The sequence below is a fragment of the Pseudomonas sp. NIBRBAC000502773 genome, assembly GCF_006517195.1.
In the GTDB taxonomy this organism is placed as follows: domain Bacteria; phylum Pseudomonadota; class Gammaproteobacteria; order Pseudomonadales; family Pseudomonadaceae; genus Aquipseudomonas; species Aquipseudomonas marginalis.
In genome coordinates, this window is sequence record NZ_CP041189.1 from 5804271 (window position 1) to 5819335 (window position 15065).

11 protein-coding genes and 1 pseudogene are annotated in these 15065 nt (G+C 64.4%); 3 read left to right on the forward strand and 9 right to left on the reverse strand.

Going from position 1 to position 15065, the window contains the following annotated elements:
- Positions 1 to 5: 5 nt before the first annotated feature.
- The 3 genes from NIBR502773_RS26910 to NIBR502773_RS26925 all read left to right on the forward strand — a co-directional run bounded on the left by NIBR502773_RS26910 (position 6) and on the right by NIBR502773_RS26925 (position 3480).
- Positions 6 to 680 (forward strand): protein glxC, encoded by a 675-nt coding sequence (locus NIBR502773_RS26910; protein ID WP_027603580.1) that lies wholly within the window; start codon positions 6 to 8, stop codon positions 678 to 680.
- A 14-nt stretch (positions 681 to 694) separates the two neighbouring features.
- A complete protein-coding gene (locus NIBR502773_RS26915) occupies positions 695 to 2017 on the forward strand; it encodes an FMN-binding glutamate synthase family protein (RefSeq protein ID WP_027603581.1) in 1323 nt (440 codons plus the stop codon).
- A gap of 137 nt (positions 2018 to 2154) precedes the next feature.
- Positions 2155 to 3480: an ammonium transporter gene (locus tag NIBR502773_RS26925; RefSeq protein ID WP_043205169.1), complete on the forward strand. Its 1326-nt coding sequence runs from the start codon at positions 2155 to 2157 to the stop codon at positions 3478 to 3480.
- Positions 3481 to 4067: 587 nt separating this feature from the next.
- Here NIBR502773_RS26925 and NIBR502773_RS26930 read toward each other — a convergent pair.
- The 9 genes and pseudogenes from NIBR502773_RS26930 to NIBR502773_RS26970 all read right to left on the reverse strand — a co-directional run bounded on the left by NIBR502773_RS26930 (position 4068) and on the right by NIBR502773_RS26970 (position 14985).
- Positions 4068 to 5060, reverse strand: coding sequence for a bifunctional 5,10-methylenetetrahydrofolate dehydrogenase/5,10-methenyltetrahydrofolate cyclohydrolase (locus NIBR502773_RS26930; protein WP_141157379.1), 993 nt, complete (start codon positions 5058 to 5060; stop codon positions 4068 to 4070).
- A gap of 16 nt (positions 5061 to 5076) precedes the next feature.
- On the reverse strand, positions 5077 to 6756 hold the full coding sequence (locus NIBR502773_RS26935) for an APC family permease (protein WP_141157380.1): 1680 nt from the start codon (positions 6754 to 6756) through the stop codon (positions 5077 to 5079).
- A gap of 74 nt (positions 6757 to 6830) precedes the next feature.
- Positions 6831 to 9139, reverse strand: a pseudogene (locus NIBR502773_RS26940) (DUF1989 domain-containing protein).
- A 2-nt stretch (positions 9140 to 9141) separates the two neighbouring features.
- The gene (locus NIBR502773_RS26945; RefSeq protein WP_141157381.1) at positions 9142 to 10509 is read right to left on the reverse strand and encodes an NAD(P)-binding domain-containing protein; all 1368 of its coding nucleotides are present in this window, start codon (positions 10507 to 10509) and stop codon (positions 9142 to 9144) included.
- Between the two features lie 20 nt (positions 10510 to 10529).
- Positions 10530 to 11396, reverse strand: coding sequence for a formyltetrahydrofolate deformylase (gene purU / locus NIBR502773_RS26950; RefSeq protein WP_065939724.1), 867 nt, complete (start codon positions 11394 to 11396; stop codon positions 10530 to 10532).
- 30 nt (positions 11397 to 11426) lie between these two features.
- Entirely contained in the window at positions 11427 to 12557 is a 1131-nt protein-coding gene (locus tag NIBR502773_RS26955) for an aminomethyltransferase family protein (protein ID WP_141157382.1), read from the reverse strand.
- 30 nt (positions 12558 to 12587) lie between these two features.
- A complete protein-coding gene (locus NIBR502773_RS26960; protein ID WP_053139522.1) occupies positions 12588 to 13604 on the reverse strand; it encodes a DUF3445 domain-containing protein in 1017 nt (338 codons plus the stop codon).
- Between the two features lie 11 nt (positions 13605 to 13615).
- On the reverse strand, positions 13616 to 14545 hold the full coding sequence (locus NIBR502773_RS26965) for a PDR/VanB family oxidoreductase (RefSeq protein ID WP_141157383.1): 930 nt from the start codon (positions 14543 to 14545) through the stop codon (positions 13616 to 13618).
- Positions 14542 to 14985 (reverse strand): dimethylamine monooxygenase subunit DmmA family protein, encoded by a 444-nt coding sequence (locus tag NIBR502773_RS26970; RefSeq protein WP_141157384.1) that lies wholly within the window; start codon positions 14983 to 14985, stop codon positions 14542 to 14544. Before NIBR502773_RS26970 ends, NIBR502773_RS26965 begins: the two co-directional genes overlap by 4 nt.
- Positions 14986 to 15065: the final 80 nt, after the last annotated feature.

Genomic DNA, 15065 nt, shown 5'->3' on the forward strand with positions numbered 1-15065 from the left:
CACACATGAAAACCATCGATCTTTCCACCGCCACCGTGCGTGACCTCAACCAGGCGCTGCACGCCCAGGCCATCGACAACGAGTGGCGCGTGACCCATTCCAACGGCAAGCACAACCTTGCGGTAGGGGTGAACCAGGCCGTGTCCATCGATATCGAGGGCCACGCCGGCTACTACTGCGCGGGCATGAACCAGCAGGCCTCGATTACCGTGCACGGCAATGTCGGCGTGGGCTGCGCCGAGAACATGATGTCCGGCTCGGTGCGCGTCAAAGGCAGCGCGTCCCAGGCCGCCGGGGCCACGGCCCATGGCGGTTTGCTGGTGATTGAGGGCGATGCGGGCGCGCGTTGCGGGATTTCCATGAAGGGCATCGACATCGTCGTCGGCGGCAGCATTGGCCATATGAGCTGCTTCATGGGCCAGGCCGGGCGCCTGGTGGTGTGCGGCGACGCCGGCGATGCGCTGGGGGATTCGCTCTACGAAACCCATATCTACGTGAAAGGCACGGTGGAGTCCCTGGGCTCGGACTGCGTTGAAAAAGAGATGCGCAGCGAGCACCTGCAAGAGTTGCAGGAACTGCTCGACCGCGCCGGCTTCGCCCACCAGGCGGCGGATTTCAAGCGCTACGGCTCGGCCCGTCAACTCTACAACTTCAAAGTCGATAACGCCTCCGCGTACTGATCAGGAGCTTCACCATGACTGAACAAACCCCTCCGGTCCTGCGCGAGTCGGCCACCTTCGACCGCCTGACCATCCAGGAAATCCAGCGTGCCGCCGAAACCGGCATCTACGACATTCGCGGTGGCGGCACCAAGCGCAAGCTGCCGCACTTCGATGACTTGCTGCTGCTCGGCGCCAGCGTGTCGCGCTATCCGCTGGAAGGCTATCGCGAGAAGTGCGGCACCGATGTGATCCTCGGCAACCGCTTCGCCAAGAAGCCGATCCACCTGAAGATCCCGGTGACCATCGCCGGCATGAGCTTCGGTGCGTTGTCGGCCAACGCCAAGGAAGCCCTGGGCCGTGGCGCGACCATCGCCGGCACCAGCACCACCACCGGTGACGGCGGCATGACCCCTGAAGAGCGCGGCCAGTCCCAGCACCTGGTGTATCAGTACCTGCCATCACGCTACGGCATGAACCCGGATGATTTGCGCAAGGCCGATGCCATCGAAATCGTCCTCGGCCAGGGCGCCAAGCCCGGCGGCGGCGGCATGTTGCTCGGCATGAAAGTCACCGAGCGTGTGGCCGGGATGCGCACCTTGCCGATCGGCGTGGACCAGCGCAGCGCCTGCCGCCACCCGGACTGGACCGGCCCCGATGACCTGGCAATCAAGATTGCCGAGCTGCGCGAAATCACCGATTGGGAAAAACCGATCTACGTGAAGATCGGTGCGAGCCGGCCGTATTACGACGTGAAGCTGGCGGTCAAGGCCGGTGCCGATGTGATCGTGCTCGACGGCATGCAAGGCGGGACTGCCGCGACCCAGGAAGTGTTTATCGAGCATGTGGGCATCCCGATTTTGTCGGCCATCCCGCAAGCGGTACAGGCTTTGCAAGAGATGGGCATGCACCGCAAGGTCCAGTTGATCGTCTCGGGCGGGATCCGCAACGGTGCCGATGTGGCCAAGGCCATGGCGATGGGCGCGGATGCGGTCGCCATCGGCACGGCGGCGCTGATTGCCCTGGGCGACAACCACCCACGGCTGGACGCGGAACTGAAAAAGATCGGCTCGGCCGCCGGCTTCTATGACGACTGGCAGAACGGCCGCGACCCGGCCGGCATTACCACCCAGGACCCGGAGCTGTCCAAGCGCCTCGACCCGGTGGAAGGCGGGCGGCGGTTGGCCAACTACCTGCGGGTGATGGTGCTGGAAGCGCAGACCATGGCCCGTGCGTGCGGCAAGTCGCACCTGCACAACCTCGACCCCGAGGACCTGGTGGCGCTGACGGTGGAATCGGCCGCCATGGCGCGGGTGCCGCTGGCGGGGACCAGTTGGGTGCCGGGTTCCGGTTATTGAGTTTACCCCCCCTGTAGGCGCGAGCGTGCTCGCGAAGAGCGTCAACGATAACGCTGGCACCCTGGATGAACGCGTTGCCTGGACGTTTTTCGCGAGCAAGCTCGCTCCTACACACTTCTGTTGCAGGAGCTTTGAACATGGTCAATCGTCTTCTTGGCAAATCCCTCTTCGGTTTATTAGTGGCCGGTGCCTTTGCACCCTTGGCGTACGCCGCTGATGCACCCACCTTGAACACCGGCAGCACCGCCTGGATGGTCACCGCCGCCGTGCTGGTGCTGTTCATGTGCTTGCCGGGGCTCGCGTTGTTCTACGGGGGCCTGGTCCGTGCGAAAAACATGCTTTCGCTGTTCACCCAGTGCTTCGGCATTGCCGGCCTGGTGGGCGTGCTGTGGGTGATCTACGGCTACAGCATGGTGGTCGACACCACCGGCATGGTCGAAGGGCAGGTGACCTTCAACAGTTTTGTCGGCGGCCTGAGCCGCGCCTTCCTGGCGGGCATGACCCCGGAGAGCCTGGTGGGGGATATTCCGGAAGGGGTGTTCGTGACCTTCCAGATGACCTTCGCCATCATCACCCCGGCCCTGATCGCCGGCGCCTTTGCCGAACGTATGAAGTTCTCGGCGGCGCTGCTGTTCATGGCCATCTGGTTCACCCTGGTCTATGCCCCGGTGGCGCATATGGTCTGGGGCGGTTCGGGGGCCTTGATGCATAACTGGGGCGTGCTCGACTTTGCCGGCGGCACCGCCGTGCACATCAACGCCGGTGTGGCCGCGCTGGCCGCGTGCCTGATCCTCGGCAAGCGCAAGGGCTACCAGAACACGCCGATGCCGGCGCATAACCTCAGCCTGACCATGGCCGGTGCGGCGATGCTCTGGGTCGGCTGGTTCGGCTTCAATATCGGCTCCGGTGGCGGCCTCAGCGGCACCTCGGGCATCGTCATGCTCAACACTCAGTTGGGCGCCTGCGCCGGGATCCTGGGCTGGATGTTCACCGAGTGGTTCAAGGTCGGCAAGCCCAGTGCCCTCGGCCTGGCCAGCGGCGCGTTGGCCGGCCTGGTGGGGATCACCCCGGCGTGTGCCTACGTGGGCGTCGGCGGTGCGTTGGCCATCGGCTTGTTGTGCGGGGTGTTCTGCTACTTGAGCGTGACGGTGTTGAAGCGCCGTTTTGGCTACGACGACAGCCTCGACGTGTTCGGCCTGCACGGCATCGGCGGCATGATCGGCGCGGTGTTGACCGGTGTGTTCTGCGTACCGTCCATGGGGGGCCTGGTGGAAGGTGTGACCATGGGCGGGCAGGTGGTTGCCCAGCTCAAGGGGGTGCTGCTGACCACGGTGTACTGCTTCGTGATCAGTTGGATCATCCTCAAGGTGGTCAATGCCCTGGTTGGCTTGCGTGCCCATGAGTCGGTGGAGGAGATGGGGCTGGATCTGGCCGAGCATAATGAGCGGGCCTACAACCACTGAAGCTCATGCGGCTCACACTGTTTGCCAGTCAGTCAAGAGTGAGCACTGTATTTGTGGTGAGGGAGCTTGCTCCCGTGACGGATCAGCAGCCGACGGCTATCCAACTGATGCCCCGCGACTAAAATGTGGGAGGGGGCTTGCCCCCGATGGCGGCCTGACAGCCGACCAGGATGTTGGATCAGATCGAGTACATATCCGTTGCTGCGGTAAAGGCGGCTATTGGTTCCGCCCTTACGGCGGCTCACTTTGGAAAAGCCCCAAAGTAAGCAAAGGGCTCTTGCCCCACCACTTGGCACCTCGCCCAGGCTCGGTGTGCCCGTAATCCGACAGTGATGTAGGGGGCCGCCGCCACGCGCCATCCATGGCGCGGGGCGGCTAAACCGGCATCCCTGCCGGTTTACCCCCCACATCACTATCGGATTCCGGCCAGCGTGGTTAACGGGGCGCCTGAGATCAAGATCAAGATCAAGAGCAAGAGCAAGAGCAAGAGCAAGAGCAAGAGCAAGAGCAAGAGCAAGAGCAAGAGCGGCTCGCTTCGCATCGTGGTTAGCGTTGTGGATACCTATGCGCCGACAGCGGTCAGTCAGTCAGCTTGGTTGTAGCTGAGCCACGGCCATCGGGGGCGAGTCCCCTCCCGCATTTGCCTTGCTGCGTTGCAGCTGGCTCGCCACCAGGGTGTTCTTCAGCAGGTAGGCAATCGTCATCGGTCCCACACCGCCGGGCACCGGCGTGATCGCGCTGGCCACAGTGCGTGCGCTGGCATAGTCCACATCTCCCACCAACCGTGTGCCGGCCTCGGTGGTGATGCGGTTGATCCCCACATCAATGACCACTGCGCCGGGCTTGAGCCAACTGGCATCGATCAACTGCGGCCGGCCTACGGCGGCGACGACGATGTCGGCCAAACGGCACAGCGCCGGTGCATCGATGCTGTGCGAGTGCACCACGCTGACCGAGCAGTTGGCCTGCAGCAGCAGGGTTGCCATGGGTTTGCCGACAATGTTCGAACGCCCGATCACCACCGCGTGCAAGCCGCTCAAGTCGCCGCAGGTTTCGTGCAGCAGGCGCATGCAGCCGCTGGGCGTGCAGGGCGTGAGCACTTCGATGCCTTGCACCAGGCCACCGACGTTTTCGCGGTGGAAGCCATCCACGTCCTTGATCGGGTCGATCGCGTGGATCACCGCCGCCTCGTCGATATGCGCCGGCAGCGGCAACTGCACCAGGATGCCGTTGACCGTCGCATCGGTATTCAGCTGGGCAAGCAGGTCGAGCACCTGCGTCTGGCTGGCATCCTCCGGCAGCCGGTATTCCAGGGAGCGAATTCCGACTTCCTTGGCCCGCAGCAGCTTATTGCGCACGTAGACGTGGCTGGCCGGGTCATCGCCCACCAGCAATACCGCCAGGGCCGGGTAGATTTGCTGCGAGGCTAGCAGCAGGACCTCTTCGCGAACCTCGTCGAGCACCTGGGCAGAGATGGCCTTGCCGTCGATATCGCAGGCAGGCGTGGGGAGAGAGCTGGTCAAAAGCGTCACCGTTGTCTGGGGAAATAAGGCGCTGAGGGATAAGAATCCTTCAGCCATAGGCAGGCCAGAAGGCTCAGGCTACCAGTTGATGGCAGGCATACACCACCAGCACACCGGCGACCAGCGTGGCATAGGGCAGCCAGCCGGCGCGGCGCTGGCCGTCATCGGCCTGGATATACAGGTCGGTGAGCATGGCGGCGGGGAAGCGGCCCTTGTCCTGTACATAGTGGCGGTAGCAGAACACCGGCAGGATCAGCAGCGCCAACAGCAGGCCGGTGACCAGCGTGCCTGCGCCCCAGATGTCCGCGCCCAGGCCCATGCAGGCCAGGTTGACGAAGCTCAGCACGGCGCCGGCCGCCAGCAGCACGGTGGGGGCTTTGTACGGGCGCACCCAGTCGGGGCGGTCCAGGCGGTGGATCCAGCCGGCATTGAGGTTGAGGAAGTTGAAGATGATGTAGCTGACGTTGGACGCCGCAAGTACGAACACGTAGTCCGACATCAGCAACAGCAGCAGGTTGAACGACAGGTCGGTCCACATTGCCGCTGTCGGCGCGCCATGTTCGTTGGTGCGCCCCAGGTACTTGGGCAGCCAGCCATCCACCGAGGCCTGGTACAGGGTGCGCGACGAACCGGACATCGAGGTCATGATCGCCAGCAACGTCGCCAGCACCAGCATGATCAGCACGATATTGGCCACCACCTTGCCGCCGCCGATGCTGTCGGCCAACACCTGGCCAACGCCCATGCCGCTGTAGATCGCGGGCGAGAGCAGGCCGCTGTACACCGCCGGTGTAATAATCGCGCCGCTGGCGTCAAGCACCGCCGGGGTCACCAGTTGCCCCAGCCCGAGGCTGCCTTGAAACGCCAGCGGCACCAGGGTGAATACCAGGATGCACAGCAGGCCGGCGTAGAAGATTGCCTTGAAGGTGTCACGCTTGGGGTCCTTGAACTCACGGGTGTAGCACACCGCCGTTTCAAAGCCGTAGGTGGACCACGCCGCCATGAACAGCCCACCGGCCATCAGTGACCAGCCGGACATATCCCACGGCCCATCGATGACTTGCCCGGCCGCGTCATGGGCCAGGGGGTACAGCGGCAGGAAGTTGGCCTGGGTCGCATCCCCGGTGAACAACGGCACCACGCCCACCAGCAGCAGCGGAATCAACGAGGTGACGCCGAGCACCAGGGTCAGGCGCGCCGACCGCAGGATGCCGCCGTGCTGCACGGCAAACACCGTGAGCAAAATCAACAAACCAATGGCGAACGTCGCGTTGATGCGCAACGACAGACCGCTCTTCACCCAGCCGAGGTCCAGCAGGGTCAATTGCCAGGTGTTGATCAATGCATCGGCGGGAAACAGCGCCGTGAGGATATACCCCGCCGCCAGCCCCGAACCGATGGACAGCACCGGCGACCAGGCCAGCCAGTTGCACCACACCGACACCGGTGCGATCAGCTTGCTGTAGCGCACCCAGGCCACCGCGCCGTACACCGAGGCGCCGCCGGATTTGTGCGGGAACAGCCCGGCGATCTCGGCGTAGGTGAAGGCCTGGATAAACCCGAACAGGATCGACACGATCCACACGATCCATGCCGGTTTGCCCACCGTGGCGGCGATCGCACCGATGGAGAACAACACCAGCGCGGGCACGCCACTGGCGACCCAGAAGGCCCCGCGCCAGTCGATCTTGCGGTGCAGGCTGCCCACCGAGCCGGCAGCCTGCGGTACAGCCTCGAACGTCGTCGCTTCCATCTTCGTATTCCCATGTCTGAATAGCGGTTAGGTTGGGGCAGTCAAAATGGGGTGGCACACACGTTTCGGGACGATCAGCTGCGCACCCGGCTTTTGTCCGGGTCGTAGAAAATCGCTGCGCTGACCGTGGCGCTGATGCGCTTCTGCAGGCCATCGACTTTGCCAATCTCAAGTTCAGTGCCGGGCTCGGCGCAGCTCACGTCGACCCGGCACAGTGCGATATTGCTGGCCAGCAGCGGTGACCGGCAGGCACTGGTGATCACCCCGACCTGGGCCCGGCCCTGGTACACCGGGTCGCCATGGTGGGCGGTCTCGTTGCCGCTCAGGTGCAGGCCAACGAGCTTGTGGCTGGGATGGGCACTGCGCCGCAGCAGGGCGTCACGCCCGATAAAGTCGTCGGTCTTGCTCTTGAGCGGCACGCTGAAACCGATACCGGCCTCGAACGGATCGGTCTGGTCGCTGAACTCGTACCCGGCGAAAATCAGCCCGGCTTCGATGCGCAGCAGGTCCAGGGCTTCCAGGCCCAGGGGCACCAGGCCCAAGGGTTGGCCGAGTTGCCAGATGCGGTCCCAGACCCGTTCGGCGTCTTCGGGCTGGCACCACACCTCAAAGCCCAGTTCGCCGGTGTAGCCGGTGCGCGAAATCATCAACGGGCAGCCGTCGAAACCGTCCAGCCGACCGACCAGGAAGCGAAACCAGCCGAGGGTTTCCACACTCGGTTGCGTGGGCGGGGTCCAGACCATCTGCTTGAGCAGCTCACGACTCAGCGGCCCCTGCACCGCCAGGTTGTGAATCTGCTCGCTGGCGGACTTGACCCACACCTTCATGCCCAGTTTCTGTGCCTGCTCGCGCAACCACACGCCGGCATAGTCTTCGCCGCAGATCCAGCGGAAGTTGTCCGGGCCCAGGCGCAGCAGGGTACCGTCGTCGAGCATGCCGCCGTGGGCGTGGCACATCGCCGAATACACCACCTGGCCCACCGCCAGGCGCCGTATGTCGCGGGTCAGGCAGTACTGCAACAGGGCTTCGGCATCGGGGCCGATGATTTCGAATTTGCGCAGGGCGGTCAGGTCCATCACCGCCACCCGTTCGCGGCAGCCGAGGTATTCCTCGGTGACGCCGTAACCGTCGTAGCGCAGCGGCAGCCACCAATTGCGGTAGTCGGTGAAGCTGCCGGTGAGGGCGCGGGTACGTGAGTGAAACGCGGACTCACGGGTGAGGATCGGGTCGGCATCCGCCGTGGTTCGAGTGCTCATGGCGATGGAAAAACGCTCCTTCTCGCTGTAGATGCGGACATGGATGTCGGTCGGGTTCCAGCCATTGGCCGGGTCAATGTCATCCGGGCACGAGGTACTGCCACACAGCAGGTCGGTCATGGCCCGCAGCAGCACATAATCGCCGGGCCGTGACCAGGGTTCATCCAGGGTCATCTGCTGGTGCGCATCGATACCGGTGTTGAAGAAGAAATTGATCGCCGGCCAGCCGTTGCGCGCCTGTACGCCATGGGGGCGAGGACGCGGCTGAGGTTGTCGCTGCAGTTGTCGTGCCCGAAATAGCCATGGGTTTCGTAGTAGCGCGCCGCGCAGGCCAGGGCGAATGAATCGTGGCGCCCGACGGTGTCTTGCACCACCTCCAGCATCGGTTGCATATGGCGGTCGAAAAACTTCGAGAACAGCCCCGGTGCGGGGTAGGCGCTGCCGTTCAGGGTGCGCGTGACGGTCTGGTCCAGGTCCAGCTCGACGCCGCGATCCAGGGCGCGCCGGTCGAGGGCGACGAAGTCCGAACACTGGCGGCCCGCGACGTCCAGCACCTGGATGTACTGCCCTTTGGCGACGGTGTAGCTGTGGGCGGTGCCCGCGCGCAGGGTGAATTCGTCGAGTACATCGCCCAACGGCTCGGGCAGGGCCGGCAGCAGCAGCGGCGACGGATTGGCCCGCGTCACGATCAGACGCAGCTCGCTGGGCCGGTATTGCCGGTCGACGGCGGTGGCCTCGGCGAGGGCAGCGACGATCACCAGCAGCGCGTCCTCGGCGACAAACTGCCGGCTGTGGCCGGGCGGGCTGTCGGCGTCCCATAGCGAGGCCGCCAGCGGCAAGGCCTGTGCATCGATGCCGCGCCGCTGGAGCGCCTGGCCGATACGCCCAGGCACGCTGCACGCCGTCGATCCGCTCAGGCCCCAGCTCGCCAGGGCGCTGCGGCCGCCGGTGTCGAGGGCCAGCAGTGCGCAGGTTTGCCGGCCTTCGACGTCGATCACTTGCAGGCCGTCGCCGGGCTGCAAGTCGACCAGGGTCACGCCGCCGGCGGCCACACGGTAGCGTTCCAGGTTCGGCGCGCGGGCAAACAGCCCGGGTTCGCGGGGATGGGAAACACGGGGTGCATTCATCATCAGCCGACCGACTTGATGGGGGTCGCGGGCTCGCCCAGGTACGCCGCCATCGAGTCATCCAGGGCCTGCAACCACGGCGTGTGGTGCGGCGGCGACTGGGTGCCGGTCATCAGCGAGCGATAGGACTTGTCGCGATAGCCCATGATGTTTTCCGCCTTGTCGTGCTTCCAGTGCAGGAAGGTTTCGTTGACGGCGGCGATGTCGAAATTCGGGTAGTCGGTGGCGTCCACCAGTTGCTGGATATAGGCGCCCTGGTACTCGAACATCTGCTGGTTGGTTTCCAGGGCCTGTTCCCGTGCGTGCCACGCTTGGCTGTCGGCGACCATGTCGGCGTGGCCGGGCAACTGAATGCGCCCGAGGATCACATCGCGGGCATACCAGGCCTGGGCGTCGAACATGTTGAAGGAGTACCACTGGTCCTGCATGCCGAGGTAGATCAGGCGGGGGTTGGGTTCCCAGAACACGCCCTTGTAGAGGTTCATCGGCCACAGGCGGTTGTCGGTCTTGAGGCTCAGTTCATCGGGCAGGAACGGGAAGTGGTGCTTGTAGCCGGTGCACAGGATCACCGCGTCGATGTGCTTGCTGCTGCCATCGACAAAGTACGCGCGGTTGTTTTCCAGGCGCTGGAGCAGCGGTTTTTCTTCCCAGGTATCCGGCCAGGCATAGCCCATGGGCGCGCTGCGGTAGCAACTGGTGATGCTGCGCGCGCCGTATTTGTAGCATTGCGAGCCGATGTCCTCGGCCGAATAGCTGCTGCCGACGATCAGCAGGTCCTTGTCCTTGAACTCCAGCGCCTCGCGGAAATCGTGGGCATGCAGGATGCGCCCGGCGAACTGTTCGAAGCCTTCGAAGTACGGCACCTTGGGCGTGGAGAAGTGGCCGCAGGCGTTGATCACGTAGTCGAATGTTTCGCAGGTCAAGGTGTCGCTGGTGTAGTCGTGGGCGTAGAGGGTGAAGCGCTGGCTCTGTTCGTCGAAGGTGACTTGGCGCACCACATTGTTGAAGCGGATGTAGTCGCGCACGCCGGCCTTTTCCACGCGGCCCTTGATGTAGTCCCACAGCACTTCACGCGGCGGGTAGGAACCGATGGGCCGGCCGAAATGCTCTTCGAAGGTATAGTCGGCGAACTCCAGGCATTCCTTGGGGCCGTTGGACCACAGGTAGCGGTACATGCTGCCGTGCACCGGCTCGCCGTTCTCGTCGAGGCCGGTGCGCCAGGTGTAGTTCCACATGCCGCCCCAGTCCTGCTGTTTTTCGAAGCACACCAGCTCAGGGATGGCGGCGCCTTTGTCGCGGGCCGACTGGAACGCGCGAAGTTGCGCCAGGCCGCATGGGCCGGCACCGATGATTGCAACACGTAGGGTCATGAGCGTGCCTCCTGAAGGTTTCAGCGAAAGATCACTGTCTTGTCCTGGTTGATGAACACCCGGTGTTCCAGGTGGTATTTCAGGGCTTTGGAAAGGGCCACGGTTTCGGTGTCACGGCCGATAGCGACCAGCGAGTCGGGCAGGTGGGTATGGTCGACGCGCTGGATTTCCTGCTCGATGATCGGGCCTTCATCCAGGTCGCTGGTGACGTAGTGGGCGGTGGCGCCGATCAGCTTGACGCCACGGTCATAGGCCTGGTGGTAGGGCTTGGCGCCCTTGAACCCTGGGAGGAACGAGTGATGGATATTGATCGCCCGGCCCGACAGTTGCTGGCACAGCCCGTCGGACAGGATCTGCATGTAGCGCGCGAGCACCACCAGGTCGGTCTGGGTGTCTTCGACGATGCGCATCAGCTCGGCTTCCTGGCCGGCCTTGGTGTCCTGGGTGATCGGCAGGTAGATGAAGCGGATGCCTTCGCGCTCGGCCATCGCTCGCAGGTCCAGGTGGTTGGAGACCACGGCGGTGATGTGCATGTCCATCTCGCCCTTGCGGTGGCGGTAGAGCAGGTCGGTGAGGCAGTGGTCGAACTTGCTGACCATCAGCAGTACGCGGGTCGGTTGGCGTGAGCTGAACAACTGCCAGTGCATGTCGAAACCACCGGCCAGGTCGCCGAGGCCTTTGCGCAGGGCGCCGATGTCGCCGCTCACGCCGGTGTTGAAACGGAACACCGCGCGCATGAAAAACTGCCCGGTGAACTCATCGTCGAACTGCGCCAGCTCGCTGATGTAGCACTGCTGTTGGGCCAGGCACGCGCTGATCGCGGCGACGATCCCGGACGCCGCCGGGCAGGTGATCTTGAGGATGTAATGTTCGCGGGAGGCGTCCATCGAAAGCTCCTGAATTCAGTGAAGGAAGGCTCAGCCCTTGGCCGTGCGCTTGGTTTTTTGCGGGTCGTCGAAGGGCAGGGCGTGGGTGCTGGCGCTGGCCTCGAGGCTGCCGCGAATCTGCAAGGCAATACCGGGTTCGGAACAGGCGACGCTCATGCGCGCGATGGCCATCGAGCGTTTGCTCAGGCGCGAATACATGCCGCAGGTGATCACGCCGACTTGCTGGTTGCCCTGCCACACGGTGTCGCCGGCCTCGGCGGCGCGGACGCCCTCAAGCAGCACGCCGGTGATCTTGAAGCGCTCCTGGCCGCGCAGGCGCAAGTGTTCTTCGGCGCCACGGAAGGCGTTCTTGCCAGGTGAAACAGTGAAATCCAGGCCCATTTCCCAAAGGGTGTCGCCGGCCTTCTGGTCGGCGAAGGGGTACATCTGCGAGTTGTCGTAGGGGAAAAACATCAGCGAGCTTTCCACCCGCAGCCAGTCCAGGGCGGTGAAGGCGCAGGGAATGATCCCCAGGCTCGCGCCTTGTTCGAGGATGCTGTCCCACAGGAACGGCGCATCGGCGGCCTTGCAGAAAATCTCATAGCCACGTTCGCCGGTGTAGCCGGTGCGCGAGATCATCACCGGGCGGTCGAACAGGCGGGTTTGCAGGTGGTGGAAGTACGCCAGTTGGCGGATGCCGGGCACGTGTTCGGCGAGGAAATCCACCGCCAGCGGACCTTGCAGCGACAGGTCGTGCAGGTCGTCATCGAACAGCACCGCCACTTGCCGGCCCTGGGCCGAGCGCACGAGCATTTCATGCCCGGTGCCGGCGCCATGCACCACCATGAACGCGTTGGGGCCGGTGCGGTAGACGATGCAGTCATCGACGAACTTGCCGTCCTCATCGAGCATCGAGGCATACACCGATTTGCCGGGGTAGAGCTTGGCGATGTCGCGGGTGGTAGCCCACTGCAACAGGCTCTCGGCGTGGGGGCCCACGTAATGGACTTTTTTCAGGCCGGACACGTCCATCAGGCCGGCGCGGGTGCGGATCGCCTGGTGGTGGTCGGCGAGGTCACTGCTGTAGGTCCAGGCAGTGCCCATGCCGTTCCAGTCTTCGAGGTGGGAGCCGAGGGCGCGGTGCCGGTCGGCCAATGCAGAAATACGCCATGAGTGGGTCATGTGAGGTTCCTTGTCGTAGAAGAAGGGGCGTCAGGCCTGTGGGTCGAACTGGCTCAGCCACTCGACCAGCGTATGGCGGTAGCGGGTCATGCCCTTGTAGTCGGCGATGGGGTCGGGCAGGTCGCGCAGCACGCGGTGCAGGCGACAGCCCCAGCCGGGTTGCGTGACCAGCTCGTCCAGGCTGATCAGGTAGGTGCGGATGCTGAACATCACCGCGTGGCTGCGCGGCAGGCGCGCCATCACTTGTAGCTCGACCCGCAGGTGCACCTGCTGGCCGACGTTCTGCGCGGTGATCCGGCCGCGATCGGCGCCCCATTCATGGAAGGTTTCCGGTGACGAATCCAGGCGCGGGTTGATGGTCAGGGTCCAGTTCAAGCGCCGTACCGGCTGGCCGACCTGCAGGTTGAGCAGGTACTTCAGCGCCCGTTCGAACACGCCCATCTGATGGGCCATGGGCACCGGTGCGTGCCATTGCTTGAAACTCATGCCGGCGTCGAACGCCAGCGACCAGTCGGCCGGACTGGTGACCAGGCCGGCGTCCATGTACAGGTCGCCGTCGCGCTGATCGAGCAGGGCGAAATCCCCCTGCACCTGGCGGCCGATGTACTCCAGCGGCGCGCAGGGCAGGCTGGTGGCATCGCCGAAGATGAAGGCCTGGTCGATGTCCAGCAGGTGGTTGCGCCACTGCCAGCGCTCGCCGTTTTGCGTCAGGCTGAATGACTGCGGGTAGTCGGCGGCCAGGTGTTCCATGATCATCTGCAGCGCATCCCAGGCCGCCACTTGCATGTGGGGCATCACCAGGTAGCGGCGTGGGTCCTTGTCCAGCACCAGGGCGCGCTCGGCCATTTCCGAGCGGTAGTGCTCGTCGATGTCGAAGGCGTGCTCATAGATCGAGCCGGGGTCGCGAGAGATGGCCGGTTCGATGTTTACCGAGTACAGGTAGCTGTCCTCGATAAAGGGAAAGGGGAAACGCCGGATCGCGGCCGGGCTGTTGCGAAAGCTGAAATCGTCGCGATAGCTCAGCACGGGGCTCGTTTGCAGGGGCATGGCACTCACTCCTATAGGTCCAGCGAAACGCAGGGGCCGCTGCCGCGCGAGACGCAGGGCATCAGAAAGTCGGCCTGCTCGGCCGGACTGAGGAAGCTGTCGCGGTGTTCGATGGCGCCGCCCTGGTGGCGCGTGATGCACTGGCCGCAGACCCCGCCACGGCACAGGTTGGGCACCTGTAATCCGGCGTGTTCCAGGGCTTCGAGCAGGCTTTGCTCGGCCTCGACCCGCAGGCGTCGGCCGCTGCGCAGCAGGTGCAAGTCGAATGGCTGGCCGGGTTGTGCGCCCTTGAAGGCTTCCGAATGCACACGCCTGCTCGGCCAACCGAGGCGTGCAGCGTGTTGCTCAACCGCCTCGAGCAAGGGCTGCGGACCGCAGGTGTAGACGTGGCTGCCCAGCGGCCGGTTGCCGAGGATCCGGTCCAGATCCGGGCGTCGGTCGTAGGTGTGCAGGCGCGGGCCGAGGCGCTGTTGCAGCTCGTCTAGATAGGCGTCGCTGAGGCCCCGGCGGAACAGGTAATGCAGTTCGAAGTCGGCCTGCTGTTGTTCCATCGCGGCGATATAGGCCATGAACGGCGTGATCCCGATCCCGGCGGCGATGAGGATATGCAGGCGCGCGGTGCCATGGGGTGCGAACAGATTGGCCGGTGGTGAAATCTGCAAGGTGTCGCCGACCTGCACCTGCCTGTGCAGGTACTGCGAGCCACCGCGCGAGGCGTCTTGCAGGCGCACGGCGATGCGGTAGTGCTGGGGCTGCGCCGGGTCGCTGGTGAGTGAATAGGCATTGCGCACCGTGCCCTCGGCCAGCGGCAGGTGCACCTGCACATGGCTGCCGGGCGAGAAGCCGGGCAGGCTGCCCGTGGCGGGCGTCAGGGTGAATTCGCGCACCACCGGCGTGAGCATGCGTGCGGCGCTGACCTGGACCTTGAGGGCCGCGCTCATGGCTGGAACCCCGCGTAGGGCTGGTCGGGGTTGATGCACACGCCGAGATAAGCCCCCAGGCGCCGGGAAAAATGCGTGCGGACCTCCAGCCCGACGTGGCAGCCGATGCAGTTCAACAGCGGCTCCGGCCCGGCCGCCTGGGTCAGGCCACAGTGTGCGCAATACACCTGGCGCAGGCCGGGGATGCAGGTCATGTCGATCTCGTCCTCTTCCATACCCGCGGCACGCGCCTCGCCGTGCACACGCCAGATAAAGGCTTCGTCGCCCAGCAGGTAGAGCCGGCAGCCCACGGTGGCGCTGGCCAGCGCCTGTTGCAGGCGCCGCGCAAAGTCGGGGTGTTCGCCGTTCAACAGCAGGGGCATGTGCAGTTCGCTGATGAACCCTGCGCTGGCGGCGGCTGATTGCATCACCACGATGGGGCGGCTGCGGGTGTGGGTCATGGGGGCTCTCCACGGTGAGTTTTGTTTCCTGTTGGGAGAGATACTTTCCTATGGGGAAAATCTTCTCAATCTGGAAAAAG